This window comes from Pseudomonas sp. TE12508 (assembly GCF_056279485.1).
In genome coordinates, this window is record NZ_JBWCCN010000014.1 from 202,408 (window position 1) to 217,151 (window position 14,744).

At 59.6% G+C, this 14,744-nt stretch carries 16 protein-coding genes; 7 read left to right on the plus strand and 9 right to left on the minus strand.

Annotation, left to right across the window (positions count from 1 at the left end; all coding sequences use genetic code 11):
- Positions 1 to 16 precede the first annotated feature (16 nt).
- Entirely contained in the window at positions 17 to 409 is a 393-nt protein-coding gene (locus ACZ9IM_RS20200) for a GFA family protein (protein WP_063343341.1), read from the minus strand.
- A gap of 133 nt (positions 410 to 542) precedes the next feature.
- On the opposite strand from ACZ9IM_RS20200, the gene ACZ9IM_RS20205 reads away from it, so the two are divergent.
- The 3 genes from ACZ9IM_RS20205 to ACZ9IM_RS20215 all read left to right on the plus strand — a co-directional run bounded on the left by ACZ9IM_RS20205 (position 543) and on the right by ACZ9IM_RS20215 (position 2,214).
- Positions 543 to 854, plus strand: a complete 312-nt coding sequence (locus tag ACZ9IM_RS20205; protein ID WP_427623490.1) for a hypothetical protein — start codon at positions 543 to 545, stop codon at positions 852 to 854.
- A 108-nt stretch (positions 855 to 962) separates the two neighbouring features.
- Positions 963 to 1,442, plus strand: a complete 480-nt coding sequence (locus tag ACZ9IM_RS20210; protein WP_476224825.1) for a VOC family protein — start codon at positions 963 to 965, stop codon at positions 1,440 to 1,442.
- A gap of 31 nt (positions 1,443 to 1,473) precedes the next feature.
- Entirely contained in the window at positions 1,474 to 2,214 is a 741-nt protein-coding gene (locus ACZ9IM_RS20215) for a Mut7-C RNAse domain-containing protein (RefSeq protein ID WP_476224826.1), read from the plus strand.
- A gap of 316 nt (positions 2,215 to 2,530) precedes the next feature.
- Here ACZ9IM_RS20215 and ACZ9IM_RS20220 read toward each other — a convergent pair whose 3' ends face one another.
- Together ACZ9IM_RS20220 and ACZ9IM_RS20225 are read right to left on the minus strand one after the other, a co-directional pair.
- The gene (locus tag ACZ9IM_RS20220) at positions 2,531 to 4,246 is read right to left on the minus strand and encodes an amidase (RefSeq protein WP_476224827.1); all 1,716 of its coding nucleotides are present in this window, start codon (positions 4,244 to 4,246) and stop codon (positions 2,531 to 2,533) included.
- A 247-nt stretch (positions 4,247 to 4,493) separates the two neighbouring features.
- Positions 4,494 to 5,375, minus strand: coding sequence for a LysR family transcriptional regulator (locus tag ACZ9IM_RS20225; protein ID WP_427623621.1), 882 nt, complete (start codon positions 5,373 to 5,375; stop codon positions 4,494 to 4,496).
- A 102-nt stretch (positions 5,376 to 5,477) separates the two neighbouring features.
- Between ACZ9IM_RS20225 and ACZ9IM_RS20230 the strand changes: the two genes are divergently transcribed.
- Both ACZ9IM_RS20230 and ACZ9IM_RS20235 read left to right on the plus strand, forming a co-directional pair.
- Entirely contained in the window at positions 5,478 to 6,548 is a 1,071-nt protein-coding gene (locus tag ACZ9IM_RS20230; RefSeq protein WP_476224828.1) for an alkene reductase, read from the plus strand.
- A 51-nt stretch (positions 6,549 to 6,599) separates the two neighbouring features.
- Positions 6,600 to 7,184 carry an isochorismatase family protein gene (locus ACZ9IM_RS20235; protein WP_008068209.1) on the plus strand — a complete coding sequence of 195 codons (585 nt, stop codon included), beginning with the start codon at positions 6,600 to 6,602 and terminating at the stop codon, positions 7,182 to 7,184.
- A 132-nt stretch (positions 7,185 to 7,316) separates the two neighbouring features.
- Here ACZ9IM_RS20235 and ACZ9IM_RS20240 read toward each other — a convergent pair whose 3' ends face one another.
- Together ACZ9IM_RS20240 and ACZ9IM_RS20245 are read right to left on the minus strand one after the other, a co-directional pair.
- The gene (locus tag ACZ9IM_RS20240; protein ID WP_427623486.1) at positions 7,317 to 9,218 is read right to left on the minus strand and encodes a potassium transporter Kup; all 1,902 of its coding nucleotides are present in this window, start codon (positions 9,216 to 9,218) and stop codon (positions 7,317 to 7,319) included.
- Positions 9,219 to 9,516: 298 nt separating this feature from the next.
- Complete coding sequence (locus tag ACZ9IM_RS20245) at positions 9,517 to 10,137, minus strand: cell wall hydrolase (RefSeq protein ID WP_427623485.1); 621 nt, start codon at positions 10,135 to 10,137, stop codon at positions 9,517 to 9,519.
- A 189-nt stretch (positions 10,138 to 10,326) separates the two neighbouring features.
- On the opposite strand from ACZ9IM_RS20245, the gene ACZ9IM_RS20250 reads away from it, so the two are divergent.
- Together ACZ9IM_RS20250 and chrA are read left to right on the plus strand one after the other, a co-directional pair.
- Entirely contained in the window at positions 10,327 to 11,178 is an 852-nt protein-coding gene (locus ACZ9IM_RS20250) for a CAP domain-containing protein (RefSeq protein WP_476224829.1), read from the plus strand.
- A gap of 35 nt (positions 11,179 to 11,213) precedes the next feature.
- Entirely contained in the window at positions 11,214 to 12,572 is a 1,359-nt protein-coding gene (gene chrA, locus ACZ9IM_RS20255) for a chromate efflux transporter (protein ID WP_476224830.1), read from the plus strand.
- A gap of 16 nt (positions 12,573 to 12,588) precedes the next feature.
- Here the strand turns inward: chrA and ACZ9IM_RS20260 are convergent, their stop codons facing one another.
- From ACZ9IM_RS20260 to ACZ9IM_RS20275, 4 genes are all read right to left on the minus strand, one after another.
- Positions 12,589 to 12,987 carry a YfeK family protein gene (locus ACZ9IM_RS20260; protein WP_427623482.1) on the minus strand — a complete coding sequence of 133 codons (399 nt, stop codon included), beginning with the start codon at positions 12,985 to 12,987 and terminating at the stop codon, positions 12,589 to 12,591.
- Positions 12,988 to 13,056: 69 nt separating this feature from the next.
- Positions 13,057 to 13,293 carry a hypothetical protein gene (locus tag ACZ9IM_RS20265; RefSeq protein ID WP_427623481.1) on the minus strand — a complete coding sequence of 79 codons (237 nt, stop codon included), beginning with the start codon at positions 13,291 to 13,293 and terminating at the stop codon, positions 13,057 to 13,059.
- Between the two features lie 124 nt (positions 13,294 to 13,417).
- Complete coding sequence (locus ACZ9IM_RS20270; protein ID WP_008006271.1) at positions 13,418 to 13,654, minus strand: hypothetical protein; 237 nt, start codon at positions 13,652 to 13,654, stop codon at positions 13,418 to 13,420.
- Between the two features lie 61 nt (positions 13,655 to 13,715).
- Positions 13,716 to 14,504 carry a DeoR/GlpR family DNA-binding transcription regulator gene (locus ACZ9IM_RS20275; protein WP_427623480.1) on the minus strand — a complete coding sequence of 263 codons (789 nt, stop codon included), beginning with the start codon at positions 14,502 to 14,504 and terminating at the stop codon, positions 13,716 to 13,718.
- Between the last annotated feature and the right edge of the window lie 240 nt (positions 14,505 to 14,744).

Genomic DNA, 14,744 nt, shown 5'->3' on the forward strand with positions numbered 1-14,744 from the left:
GCACCGTACATGCGACCTACTCCTCAAAGCGCCCCGTGGCGTCACGATCGCGCTCGTATCGTCGCGTCAGCGGAAACGGCGGCAACCAGGATTCGCGACGCACGATCCAGCTTTCGTAGGTAGGTGTCAGTTGGTCAGGGGTATCCAGGGATCCCAGGCTCACTTCGATTTCGTCGCCGGTGCGGGCGAAAACGGAGGAGCCGCAGCGAGGACAGAAAAACCGCCCGGCGTAGTCGCGTGTTTCACCCTCGATCGTCACCGCGTCCTGAGGGAATATCGCGCAGGCGTGAAACAGAGCCCCATGATGTTTGCGGCAATCGAGACAGTGGCAAAGGCCGACCCGGTATGGGTGTCCCGACGCCTCGATTCGGACGTTGCCGCACAGGCAACCGCCGGTGAATCGGTCCATGCTGCGTCTCCTCTGATCAAGCGACGGTTGTGACTTTGCAAACTGTGAAAATAGTAGCGAAGCCACGGCCATGGGTCGACTAATCTGAGTAGAGCACCAGCACAAACACGCCTCTAGCCTCAGGGGAAACGGGATGACCGGAAAAACAGCGCGCCAGTGTTCGTCATGGGTCCTGCCCTCCCTGCTCGCGATCAGCCTGGCGCTGATGGCGGGATGTGCAGGCAAAGCTTCCACGGCAAGCTATTCAGCCTCAAATACAGGCTCAAATACAGGCTCAAACTGCTACGCAAAAGCGATACCCACTGCCGGCGAGGGCGGCCTGGCTTGGGGCGATACCTTGAGCATCGCTCGCAAAAAATCCATGGATAATTGCATTCGCTATGCCGGCCGATCCGGGGGTACGCCCAATACCTGCCAGGTGGTGTTGTCGGAGTGCAAAAATTAATAGAGCGTCATCGAAACGGTCCATTCTGTTCGCGGTCAATCGTCTGAACAAACACCCGTCGGTCATGACCGACGGCACTGAATAACACGCCAATTCTGGAGAACCAAGATGATCAGCAAGAACACGATCTGTCTCTGGTACGACGGCACCGCGCTGGACGCTGCGACGTTCTACGCCCAGACATTCCCGGACAGCGCCGTGGGAACTGTCCTTCGCGCGCCTGGCGACTATCCGGCGGGCAAACAGGGCGATGTCTTGACGGTGGAGTTCACGGTGATGGGTATCCCTTGTCTGGGGCTGAACGGCGGGCCGGAGATTAAGCATAACGAGGCTTTCTCGTTCCAGGTTGCGACCGACGACCAGGCCGAAACCGACCGCTTGTGGAACGCGATCGTCGGAAACGGCGGCCAGGAAAATGTATGCGGCTGGTGCAAGGACAAGTGGGGACTGTCGTGGCAGATCACTCCACGCGTGCTGACTGCCGCGATAGCCAATCCTGATCGAGCGGCGGCCAAGCGTGCGTTCGACGCCATGATGGGGATGGGCAAGATCGACATCGCTGCGATTGAAGCGGCTTTGAAAGGTTAACCAGCGCTGCAGCCCTGCCATACTGTTTAACATGACCCGTGCAACCTTCCGCTTCTACGAGGAGCTCAACGATTTCCTGCCGGCCGACCGCCGGCGGCAGTCCTTCACCTGCGAGTGCGCACGCGGGGCGACGGTCAAGCACATGATCGAAGCGCTCGGAATTCCGCACACCGAGGTCGAGCTGGTGCTGCTCAATGGCGAGTCAGTGGGCTTGGAGCGGGTGATTTTCGACAATGACCGGCTGGCGGTGTATCCCAAGTTCGAAGCGCTGGACATCAGCCCGCTGCTCAAGGTTCGTGCGCAACCTTTACGGGTGCTGCGCTTTATCGCTGATGCGCACCTTGGCGGGCTGGCCAACCTGCTGCGCATGAGCGGCTTCGACACCCTCTACGACAATGGCTTCGAGGACGGCGAGATCGCCGAGATCGCAGCGCAGCAAGGACGCATCGTGCTAACCCGCGACCGCGAACTGCTCAAGCGGCGGATCATCAGCCACGGCTGTTACGTGCATGCCCTGAAACCGTCGCTGCAGCTGCGCGAATTGTACGAGCGCCTGGACCTGGCGCGTAGCGCGCGACCATTCAGCCTGTGCCTGCATTGCAACCTGCCTCTGCACGAGATCAGCCCGGAAGTGGCCCGGTTGCAGGTGCCGCCCCGCGTTGGCGCCCTCTATTCGCACTTCCTGCGCTGCGACGCCTGCCAACGGGTTTACTGGGAGGGTTCGCACTGGCGCAGCATGTGCGCACTGCTGGCACCTCTGCTGGGCCGATAGCCGAGCGCATCGGGACGGCTGCCAGGGAAACTGGCTTTTGCGGGGTCTTGGAGCCTATGCAAACCCGAGGAACGACAGGATAACCACGACGATCACAATTACCCCGACGATGTAGATGATGTTGTTCATGAAATCCACCTCTCAACCTGGACAGGACTGCGTTAGAAAGACAAGACACTGCACCTTTGCCCGGGAAAACACATCGGCTGCGCCGCACACTATTTTTGCGAGCGACGATTTGAGTACAGCCAGACTGCCCTGGCTTACCGTTACCGGGCGGGATTGACGCGTGTGCCGTGCGCCAATCCCGCCCTTCCTAGTTCTGACCCCCCGACAACGGTGGGGTTCGCGGCGGAATCAATCGCTTCGTCCCCGTCGACTCAAACGCCGAAGCCAAGCGCAGTAGCGTCGAATCGTCATAGGCCCGACCGGCGAAGGTCAGCCCGACGGGCATGCCGATGTCCGGCATGATTCCCATCGGCACCGTGACCGTGGGAACACCCAGGTGGCGGATGGCGAGATTGCCGTTGGCGACCCAGACACCGTTACTCCACGCGATGTCCGCAGACTTCGGATCGACATCGGCATTCGCCGGCCCAACGTCGGCCACCGTCGGGAAGATCACTGCGTCGAGCCCCAACCGATCCATCCAGTCCTCAAGATCGATTCGGCGCGTCTGCTCAAGGCCGCGTAGTCCGTCGGGTACCGTAGTGATCTGGTCCCAAGGGGTGATGCCGCGCTCGGCCATCCGCACATATTCATCCATGCCAGCGGCAAGGTCGCCCTCACGGTTGGGCAGCGTTCCCGGGTCGTGCGGGAAAATCAGCGGCCCGTTCACATCGACCAGGCGATTGAGTTCTGGATCGCCGTTGGCCCGCAGAAAATCGTCGAACGCCCAGGCCGTCAGATCCCACAACTCATGGTGAAGGAACTCTTTGGAAACCAGGCCCCGGTTAAACACCGTTGGCGCACCGGGACGATCACCCTCGCAATTGGAAACCAGCGGGAAATCGACCTCGATCACTTCGGCCCCAAAGGCTTCGAGTGCCTTGCGTGCCTCCTCCCAGAGCCCGATCACGGAAGGACGGGTGTTGATTCGCTGCCCCGTCGGACCACCGATACCCGGCGCATCGCTCGTGCCGGCATCGGGATCCGCGTTGATGTACATACGAGGAACGCCGAAGCGTTTGCCAGCGAGGGCATCGGTATTGGCGGCAAGCGACCCATAGGAAGCGGGACGCACCGAGGCGACACTTGGAATAGGCACCCAGGGTTGCATCCGCCACAGATCGCCTCGTGTATCGGGATCGTCCGCCACCACCACGTCGAGCACTTCGAGCAGGTCGGCCATGGTTCTGGCAAACGGCACGACAACGTCCATGGTCGGCGTCAACGGCCAGTTCCCGCGCACCGAGATCACTCCGCGCGAAGGCGTATAGGCACACAAACCATTGTTCGACGCCGGGCCACGTCCGCTCGACCAGGTTTCTTCGGCGAGGCCGAATGCCGCGAAGCTGGCGGCGGTTGCAGTACCGGCGCCGTTCGATGAGCCCGAGGCGAAGGGTGCGGTGAGATAGCCAGCGTTGTACGGGCTCTCAGCCCGGCCATACACCCCGCGCTGCATGCCGCCGTTGGCCATGGGCGGCATATTGGTCTTGCCCAGGCAAATTGCGCCAGCGGCACGAAGCCGTTCGATGGTGAACGCATCGCGATAAGCAATCAGGTTCGCGAACGCGGGACTTCCAGAAGCGGCGGTAAGCCCCTTCACCAGATAACTGTCTTTAGCCGTATAGGGAATGCCATCGAGCGGCCCCAGCGATTCGCCCTTGGCCCGACGGGCATCGGACGCCTGCGCTTCCTTGAGCGCATCGGGGTTGCGAACCACCACTGCGTTGAGGGCGGTGGGCGTGTCGGGGCCGTCGTAGGCATCGATCCTGGCGAGATAGGCCTGGACCAGTTCAACCGCCGTCGTCTGGCCCGATTCGAGCGCAGCACGCAGTTGGGCAATGGAAACCTCGGTGACCTCGATCATGCTATTACCGCCGGCGGCTGATGGGTTACTTGATCTTGGGCTCAAAGACATCACTTATCTCAAAATGGTTTTTCATATGGGTTCTCGTTGCACTGCATTAGCGCGGTCGATTACTCACAATACGGGCTTAACATCTTTCTTTCAGGGCGCTTGGTGCAGGATCTGCGATCAATACGCGGTAGTACGTCGTACCCGTGATTTTGCACAAGATTTGAGAAAGAGCCCACCCCATGAACAGCCCGGATCGCTACGCATCCTGAAGCCGCTCACGCAGAAACTCGATAAACCGCTGGGTTTTAGCTGGCAACAGCCGCGTCTCGGTGAGGGCGTAAACCGAGACGGGTGAAGCCTGCCACTGCGGCAAGACTCTGCGCAGTGTGCCATCGGCGAGGTCTTGCGCAACGATACCTTCCCCCAATAACGCGATACCCAGATCCAGCGTCGCCAGCCGTCGAATCATTCCCACGCTGTTGAGTTCGAATCGACCGCCAACCTCAACCTCCACCTCCCCTTCACTGCCGGAGAGTATCCAGCGGTCGGCGCGCGTGCCGCGCATACGCAGGCATTCGTGGCTGGTCAGGTCCGTGGGTTGAATCGGATCACCGTGCAGTTCGAGATAACGGGGTGAGGCATACAGGCCGCGGCGCAAACTGGCGAGCTTACGGGCGATCAGATTCGAACTCGCGGGTTCGCCCATGCGAATGACCACATCAACCGGCTCACTCACCAGATCGACCTGACGCGGAGTCAGATCCAACTCGAAGCTGATACCGGGATACAACCGGGCAAACTCCGCAATCAGCGGCGCCAGGTAGATATTGGCGAAATCCACCGGGAGTGAAGCCCGCAGCACTCCGCTGGGCCGGGCAAGCATTTCGCCGAGCTGCTCGTGCGCGAGCCGGGCTTCGTCGACGATGCGTTTGCAGCGATCGAAGTACAACTGCCCTGCCTCGGTCAGCTCGATTTTGCGCGTGGTGCGATGCAAAAGCCTTAGCCCGATTTCCTTTTCAAGGCCACTTATCCGACGCGACAGCGTCGAGTTCGGCATCCCCATCGCCTCCGCCGCCCGGCGGAAACTGCGCGCCTTCACGACTTCGACGAACAACGCCATGTCGTTGAGAAACTCCAATGTCATTGCTCCATCAGTGGATCAGTCATTTCAGTTTTACCCGGTTTATCCCGGATTCGGATTGATCAATGATAGCCACATCGTTTACCGAGGAGTACCGCAATGCATTCGCTTTTTTCTCAGGTCCAGATCGGTCGCCATACACTGACCAACCGCATGGTCATGGCCCCGATGACCCGTTCGCGTTCCGATGATTTCGGGGTACCTACCGAGCTGGTGCCGACCTACTACGCGCAGCGCGCCGGTGCCGGATTGATCATCTCTGAAGGGGTGTTCCCTGTGGCCTTGGGCAAGGGTTATGTGCGCACTCCCGGTATCGAAACCGCCGAGCAAGTGGCCGCCTGGAAGCACGTCACCGAGGCCGTACATGCTCGCGGCGGTCGGATCTTCATGCAGCTGATGCACTGCGGACGCATATCGCACCCTTCGCTGCTGCCGAATGGCGCCCTGCCACAGGCCCCCTCCGCGATCAAACCCGCCGGCCAGACCTGGACAGCCACGGGCCTTCAGGACTTCGTCACCCCACATGCGCTGACCGTGGTCGAGATTGCCGCGGTCATCGAGGGCTACCGTCGGGCCGCACGCCTGGCCATCGAGGCCGGTTTCGACGGTGTCGAACTGCATGCCGCTTCGGGGTATCTGCCTGAACAGTTTCTCTCGACGAGCAGCAATCAGCGCACGGATGAGTACGGTGGATCGGTTGAAAAACGTGCTCGTTTTGTACTGGAGGTGTTGAACGCCATAGCGACGGAAATTGGCAGTGATCGCGTCGGCATCAAGCTCTCCCCTGAAATGAACTTCAACGACATCGTCGATGCCAACCCGCAAGAAACCTACACCTGGCTGGTCGAGCAATTGCGCGGGCTGAATCTCGCTTATCTGCACGTGGCCCTGTTCGGCGCCAGCGTCGACTACCACGCCTTGCTGCGCCCACTGTTCGATGGCAGCTACCTGATCGGTGGCGGACTCGACCAAAACGCCGCCCAGTCCCTGCTCGCCAAGGGCCAGGCCGACGCGGTGGTGTTTGGCAACGCATTCCTCGCCAACCCCGACCTGCCCGAGCGTTTTCGCACAGGCGCCGAGCTGAATGTGCCGGACAAAGACACGTTCTACGCAGCGGGCGCTCAGGGGTATATCGATTACCCGACCATGAGCCCGGCTCAAAGCGCCTGAGGAAACTGCCATTCCCATGCATGCCCCAACCTTGCTGCCAGGAGAATCATCATGACGTACGAAAAATTCAGTGCCGACAATGCCGCCCTGCTGTTGATCGATCACCAGGTGGGGACGATGGGGTGGGTGAAATCCATTCCGTTCGAAGAGCTGAAACGCAATGCGCTGATGCTCGCCAAAGCGGCCAGTATTCTGAAGCTTCCGGTGGTCCTGACCTCCAGCATGGAGGAATACGCTCAGGGGCCGCTGCTCAGTGAACTGGAGCAGATCCTGCCCGCCGAATTCGCTTCCCGCGTCAAACGACTGGGTATCGTCAACGCGATGGACGATGAACACTTCGCCGCCGCCGTCAAAGCCACGGGCCGTAAAAAACTCATCATTGCCGGTGTCACCAATGACGTCTGCACGGTCTATCCGGCGCTGAGTCTGGTGCGCGAGGGGTATGAAGTTCAGGTGGTGGCCGATGGCGGCGGCTCACCGAGTGTCATGGCCGATGACATCGCCCTGCGGCGGATGGATAAAGGCGGCGTGACGCTGACGACCACTAACCAGCTGATTGCAGAACTCGCCGGAAGCTGGGCTACGCCGCAAGGTGGGCAGTTGGTGCAAGTGCTGATGGAAGCGCTTCAAGGCTAAAGGCTTCCAAACAGTAGAAGTGCAAAACCTGTGGGAGCGAGCCTGCTCGCGATAGCGGTGGATCAGCCAACATTACCTGGAATGGCTGAATGCAATCGCGAGCAGGCTCGCTCCCACAGAGATGAATCGCGTCTACATCTCAACCTGCGTGCCCAGTTCTATCACGCGATTGAGCGGCAACTTGAAGTATTTGAGGTTGCTGTTGGCGTTCTTCAGCAAGAACGCGAACAGGCTTTCACGCCAACGGGCCATGCCGATACGTTTGGTCGGGATGACAGTCTCACGGCTGAGGAAGTAAGTGGTGCGCATCGGGCTGAAATCCAGCTCTTTCAAATGGCACAGGCTCAACGCCAGAGGCACGTCGGGCTCCTCGATAAAACCAAAGTGCAGACTCACTCGAAAGAACCCTTCACCATAAGCCTCGACCTCGAATCGCCGGTCCGCCGCCACGCGTGGGCTGTCTTCAGACACCACGGTGAGCAACACCACCTGCTCGTGCAGCACCTGGTTATGCAACAGGTTGTGCAAGAGGGCATGAGGGACCGCATCAGCCCTGGCCGTCAGAAATACCGCGGTACCCTGCACACGATGGGGTGGTTGCGAGCCAATGCTGCTGATGAACAACGGCAGCGGCAGCGAGGTTTCGTCCAGTCGCTCGACAATGATCTTTCGGCCCCGTTTCCAGGTGGTCATCAATATGAACAGGGCAATACCAGCAATCACCGGGAACGCACCGCCCTGGAAGATCTTTGGAGCGTTGGCGGCGAAGTACAGGCTGTCCACTATGAGAAAACCCAAGAGCATCGGAATAGCCAGCCAACGAGGTGTTTTCCAAAGCAGCAATACAACAGCCGAGGACAGAATGGTGGTAATCAGCATGGTCCCCGTCACCGCCACGCCATAAGCCGCTGCCAGCGCACTGGACGATTCAAAACCGATGACCAGCAACACGACGCCGACCATCAGCGCCCAGTTCACCATGCCGATGTAAATCTGCCCCTGCTCCTGACTGGAGGTGTGCTGGATAAACATACGCGGCACGTAACCCAGCTGAATGGCCTGGCGAGTCAGTGAGAACGCGCCGGAAATCACCGCCTGGGAGGCGATGATGGTGGCCAGTGTCGAGAGCGCGACCATCGGCAGCAACGCCCAGTCAGGTGCCAATAGATAGAACGGATTACGTACCGCTTCCGGGTTCCCGAGGATCAGCGCACCCTGGCCAAAATAGTTGAGTACCAGGCCGGGGAGCACCAGGATGAACCAGGCTCGGGCAATGGGTTTGCGACCAAAATGGCCCATATCGGCATACAGTGCTTCGGCACCGGTCAATGCCAACACGACGGCGCCCAGAATGGCGACGCCAATGCCCGGATGGACCACGAAAAATTGCACCGCCCAGGCAGGGTTCAGCGCTTGCAGAACTTCCGGCCGTTGCAAGATGCCGTAAATGCCAAGTGTGCCCAACACCACAAACCACAGCACCATGACCGGGCCGAACAGGATGCCGATACGAGCCGTGCCGTGTTTCTGTATCAGGAACAGTGCGACCAGGACGACCACGGACAGCGGAACCACCCAATGCTCAATGCCATCGAACGCAAGCTGTAGCCCTTCAACCGCAGAGAGCACCGAGATGGCCGGGGTGATCATGCTGTCGCCGTAAAAAAGTGCCGCGCCAAACAGGCCAAGCAACACCAGGACCCTGCTCATTTTGGGATACGGCGCCGCGGCCCGACGTGCCAGTGCCGTCAAGGCCATGATGCCCCCTTCGCCCTGGTTGTCGGCACGAAGGATAAACAGCACGTACTTGATCGAGACGACCCAGATCAGTGACCAGAAGATCAACGACAGAACGCCCAGTACACCGTCGTGATTGGCCTGGACTCCGTAATGACCGGCGAATACTTCCTTGAGGGTGTAAAGAGGGCTGGTGCCGATATCCCCATAAACCACGCCCACCGCGGCGACGAGCAAACCCACTCCTGAGGTTTTGGAATGGGATTCTTCATGGGCCGGGGTCGCTGTTTCGCTCACGGGTTGCTTCTCGATAAGGAGGAAGGATTGCAATGTCAGTCAGTTTAGAGAGATCCGTGTGGGAGCGGCGGTGCGACGATTCGACTTGCTCGCGAATGTCGCCTGACACACCGCTTTCGCGAGTAAGCCCGCTCCCACAGGTTTCGCACTTAACTGACTGGAATCAGGAAAAATTACAGGCATATTCATGATCAAAAAAACGCGGCAAGTATCGTCGCGAGGGAGAATATCGACCGTAAAGAATCCGTAAAATTGTACGAATAGCACCCTCCCCCAATGCTCATCAAGCGGTTCACTCCTATTTTGCCGTCCCGCCACGAGGTTTATAGAACAGGAATTTCCGGGTCTCAGCCGTCTTGGTGTATTTCTTCGCCCAGGCGGGCTTCACCGTTCTGTCGTGGAAATACAAGGCACCATGGGTTCGATCCGTGAGTTGCTTGTTGAGTGCCTTGCGCGCGATTTCCTTGGCGAGGGCATATTCGTCGTCTTCCTTTACCTGATCTGCACGGCCGTCGCACCACCATGAAAACTGGCAGGAGCCCGTTTCAGAGCCTTGCTTGACCACGGCGCACACCGTATCGGGAAACCCACCATGGCCGAGCCGGTTCATAACCACGCTGGCGACGGCTTCCATGTTGGCAGGTGCAATACCTTTGGCTTCCCAATAGATACTGCGTGCAAAGCAGGTGATTGCATCGTCCAGAGGGGCTGCGCCTGCCGGATCGACCGCCTGCACTTCGGAGGGGGTGATGACCTCGGACTTGGGCACCGGAAGTTCGCTGTCCTTCTCGGCGGCTTTCTCTTCCAGGACCTGCGCCTTGTCTTCAGCCACTTCCTGTTTTTGCTCCTGCTCAGTCGCCAACACCTGGCCGCACAGAAGGATGATTGCGAAGCAGGTGACTACCCATTTTAATCGCATGATCGATCCTTCCGATGACACTGGCTTGAGCAATGAAACTGCGATGTTGTAGTGCTGACCTGCTGTGATTGTAGTCGTCGCACGTCATTCCAGCCGTCTGACAATAAACGCACTTCGGCGCAAAAAGGCATTGCGTGCGCAGGGGGGAAATCGCGCATCATGAGTGCAGTCCGTCCAAGGGAGATTTTCATGCGCAGCCTGTCATCCGTTTTGCATCTTGCCGTGTTGTCAATCGGGCTGGTGTTCAGCGTCGCCGCGTCGGCGGCCGATGAAACGCAACTGGTCGAGTCGATCAACATTTACCGCAGCCAGGCGCAGCGCTGCGGCGGCCAGGCGTCTTCGGAGTTGCCGCCGCTGGCGAGCGATCCGCGTCTGGTCCTGTCCGCCAACAGCATCGGTAACTTGCAACAGGCACTGGCCCGCGCGGCGTATCCAATGGTCAATGTGCAGGCGATCAGCCTGTCCGGCCCGCGTGATGCGCCGTCCGCCATGAAGGCGATTCAGGAGAGCTTCTGCCAAGTGGTGCTGGACCCGCAATTCGTCGACATCGGCGTCAGCCGCGATGGCCGTGAGTGGCGCATCGTGCTTGCGCGTCCGCTGTTGACCGGGCGTTTGGGTGATTGGCAGGCCGAGGGACAGAAACTGCTTGAAGCGATGAATAGCGCCCGCGCTCAGACGCGCCAGTGCGGCACCCAAGCCTTCACCGCCACGACGCCGCTGGCCTGGAACGCCACACTGGGCTCCGCGGCCGAGACCCACAGCCGCGCCATGGCCAACAATAACTATTTCGATCACAAGGACCGCGACGGCCGCACACCGGGTGATCGGGCTGAATTGGCCGGTTATGCGGGCCAGCAGGTCGGCGAGAACATCGCCGCCGGGCAAGACACCGTGCGCAAGGTGGTCGATGGCTGGCTGGCCAGCCCGGGCCATTGCGCCAACCTGATGAACCCACAATTTCGCGAGCTGGGTGCGGCCTACGCGGTGGACCCGAAGAGTGACGCAGGCATTTACTGGACGGCGATGTTTGGTACGCCGTGAAGGCTTGAATTGCCCTTTGAAAAAGGAATCGTGATTTGAATAAAGCCCCCTCTTCCACCGTCGAACAGGACCTGTCGAAGCCTGAGGCGATCAGCCTGCGAGAAGCCTTTCTGTTCTGGCTGAAGCTGGGTTTCATCAGTTTCGGCGGGCCGGCCGGACAGATCTCGATCATGCACCAGGAGTTGGTGGAGCGCCGACGCTGGATCTCGGAACGGCGCTTTCTGCATGCCCTCAACTACTGCATGTTGTTGCCTGGGCCTGAGGCTCAGCAGTTAGCGACCTACATCGGCTGGCTGATGCACCGCACGTGGGGCGGCCTGATTGCCGGCGTGCTGTTTGTGCTGCCTTCGCTTTTCATCCTGATCGGGTTGTCGTGGGTGTACATCGCCTTTGGCGAAGTGCCGGTGGTGGCCGGGCTTTTCTATGGGATCAAGCCTGCCGTGACCGCCATTGTGGTGCAGGCGGCCCACCGAATCGGCTCGCGGGCATTGAAGAACAATTGGCTGTGGGGCATCGCCGCGGCTTCATTCACGGCCATCTTCGTGTTCAATGTACCGTTCCCGTTGATTGTGCTGGGCGCCGCGATCATCGGTTATGTCGGCGGACGTCTGGCACCTGAACGGTTCCGCACCGGGGGCCACAGCACGGAGAAAAAATCCTTCGGCCCAGCCTTGATCGATGACGATACCCCGCCTCCCGAACACGCCCGCTTCAACAGTTTTAAATTGCTGCGTCTGGTGCTGGTGGGTGCGGCGTTGTGGGTATTGCCGATGGGCATTCTCACCACTCTGTTCGGCTGGGAAGGCACCCTGACCCAGATGGCCTGGTTCTTTACCAAAGCGGCATTGCTGACATTCGGCGGCGCGTACGCCGTGCTGCCTTATGTGTATCAGGGCGCGGTCGGCCATTATGGCTGGCTGACACCCACGCAGATGATCGACGGTCTGGCACTCGGCGAAACCACCCCCGGGCCGCTGATCATGGTGGTGGCCTTCGTCGGCTTTGTCGGCGCCTATGTTCAGCAGGTGTTCGGCCCTGATCATGTGTTCCTGGCCGGCGCCCTCGCCGCCACGCTGGTGACCTGGTTCACCTTTCTGCCATCGTTCCTGTTCATCCTCGCCGGCGGTCCGCTGGTAGAGTCGACGCACAACGAACTCAGGCTCACCGCGCCGCTGACCGCGATTACCGCGGCGGTGGTCGGCGTGATCCTTAATCTGGCGTGTTTCTTCGGCTACCACGTGCTCTGGCCCAACGGCTTCGGCGGCCAACTCGACTGGCCTTCGGCGCTGATCGCCATTGCAGCGGCCATCGCTTTGTTCCGCTTCAAGCGGGGTGTGATCGAGGTGTTGATGGGGTGCGGGCTGATCGGGCTGGCGGTGCATCTACTGCGCTAGCCCATCAAGACGCAAATCAATGACGTTGCCGTTGCCTCTGTAGCTCAGTCTTCAGCCAGAGGCTGGCCGGTTGTACCCCCGCCGGACAGCGCACTTCATAGGCGCGGCCACTCATACTGCTTTGGGTGGCCGCCAGCTCGATGAAGTCTTCGGCGCTGTTTACCTTGTTTCTGTCTTCGAGGTACGTCAGTTTCTTCTGCAAATGTACCCGGGCCTCAGCGCCCGGGTATTCGCTCCCGTTGCGCACAAACCGGCACTCACTGTGCTCGACGAAGTCCAGCAAGCTGTTTATTTCCTGAGTGGCTTGAGGTGGGGTTTGCGCCTGTGCATTGGGCATTATGGCGGTCAGGCCGATACCCGCCGCGATCAACCAGTGGCTGACATGCCGAGTGAAACGTCCAGGCAGAATTCCCATGGTGACACCTCGCAGGACTGACGGCAGATCAGAGCGGTGGTGCCCGCTCTGAAGGCTGGCGAGCAAGTATCAATCGTCGTCGCGGTCGTCGCGGTCCCGGTCACGGTAACGACGGCGATCATCACGCCGGTCGTAATCCCGGTCATACCGTCGATCATCACGCTGGTCATAACCTCGGTCATGGTCGCGACGGTATTCACGGCGGTGATCCCGATCGTACCTGTCATCATCTTCCCAGTGAGGAAAGCAGCCTCCCAACAGGAGGGTACTTGCAATGGCCAGGGTCATTATCGCGGTGCGCTTCATTTGAACGTCCTAAAAGGTCAGAGCTGCGGGGATGAGGTGACGCTTCCCGCGAAATAAATCGCAGTGCGTTCAAACCCATAACTACGACCTTCCAGCCAATCAATGATTCAGTTATCGCAGGGCCTTACAGCGTTCTTTGGCTGTTACCGATGGTTTTGGCTTTTTCGATAGCCCACTCCATCGCCGCTTCCATGTCCAGCAGATGCGGCGACGGATGGTTGTCCTCAACGATGGCCGAACCGTCCGGCCAATAGACACCCATGAACATCTTCAACGAGCCGTCTCTCAATATCTCGGCTTTAACCTCGATGCTGCATCCGTTCGATAGCGTTTCCGAGTGGATCATATGGCGCTCAGTCATGGCTGCATTCCTCCCGTCGTTGCTATCAGCGTAACCCATGCAGCACTGAGCGCGATGACGCTCAAGCGTCTATCTGCACCACCTCGATCCCCAGTTTTTGATAATCCTCGACATTGCCCGAGGCCACGTGACGTTCGGTGATCAGGGTATGCACGCGGTTGCAAGGCGCAACAACGAAAGGCTCCACCGCCCCCAGTTTGTCCGCGGTGGTGACGGCAATCACATGGGAAGCGCTGGCGAGCATCGCCTGCTTCACCGGTACCTCATCGAAATGCAGCGAGCTGATGCCGACTTCCGGATGAATGGCGCAGACCCCGGTGAACAGCAGATCGGCCTTGATGCCTTCGATCAACCGCAGGGTTTCATGGCCGCCGGAAGACATCGTCGCGGGATTGAGCTGACCACCGGCAACAATCACCGTGATGCCTTTGTATTCGGCCAGGGTGATCGCGATCATCGGCGACGCGGTGATGGCCGTGATGGAGATGTCAGCGGGCAGCGAGCGCGCAATCTGCAGCGTGGTGCTCCCGGAATCGAAAATCACGATCTGACCATCTTTGACCCGGCGTGCGGCGAGTTGGGCCAGACGGGTTTTCACTTCATCGGTTTCGCCGACCCGGGTGAAGTAATCCTTGCCCGTATCCTTGGGCCGCGGCAGCGCCCCGCCATGCACCCGCTGCACCAGCCCGGCGCTGGCCAGCTCCGACAGATCCCGGCGAATGGTGTCTTCGGACACAGCGAAATGCTGGCTCAGCTCGGAGGCCATGACCTTACCGTCGCGTTCGAGGATCAAAAGGATTTTCTGACGGCGCAACTGCGGGAGTTCGGTGATGGAATGCTCGGCTTGCATGGTTATGCCTGTTTTTGCGTGTTTGTGCGAGATTAGTCAAACACTGGAGCGAACACAACCGGCATGGCAGCGCAGAACCTGTGGGAGCGGGCTTGCTCGCGAAGGCGGCGGCACATCCAGCATTGATGTTGACTGACACACCGCTTTCGCGAGCAAGCCCGCTTGTATGCTGGGACTTGAAGGGAGGAGGAGGGACAAAGCCCGATTCTGACTGTTGACGCAGTACAGATCCGTGGGAGA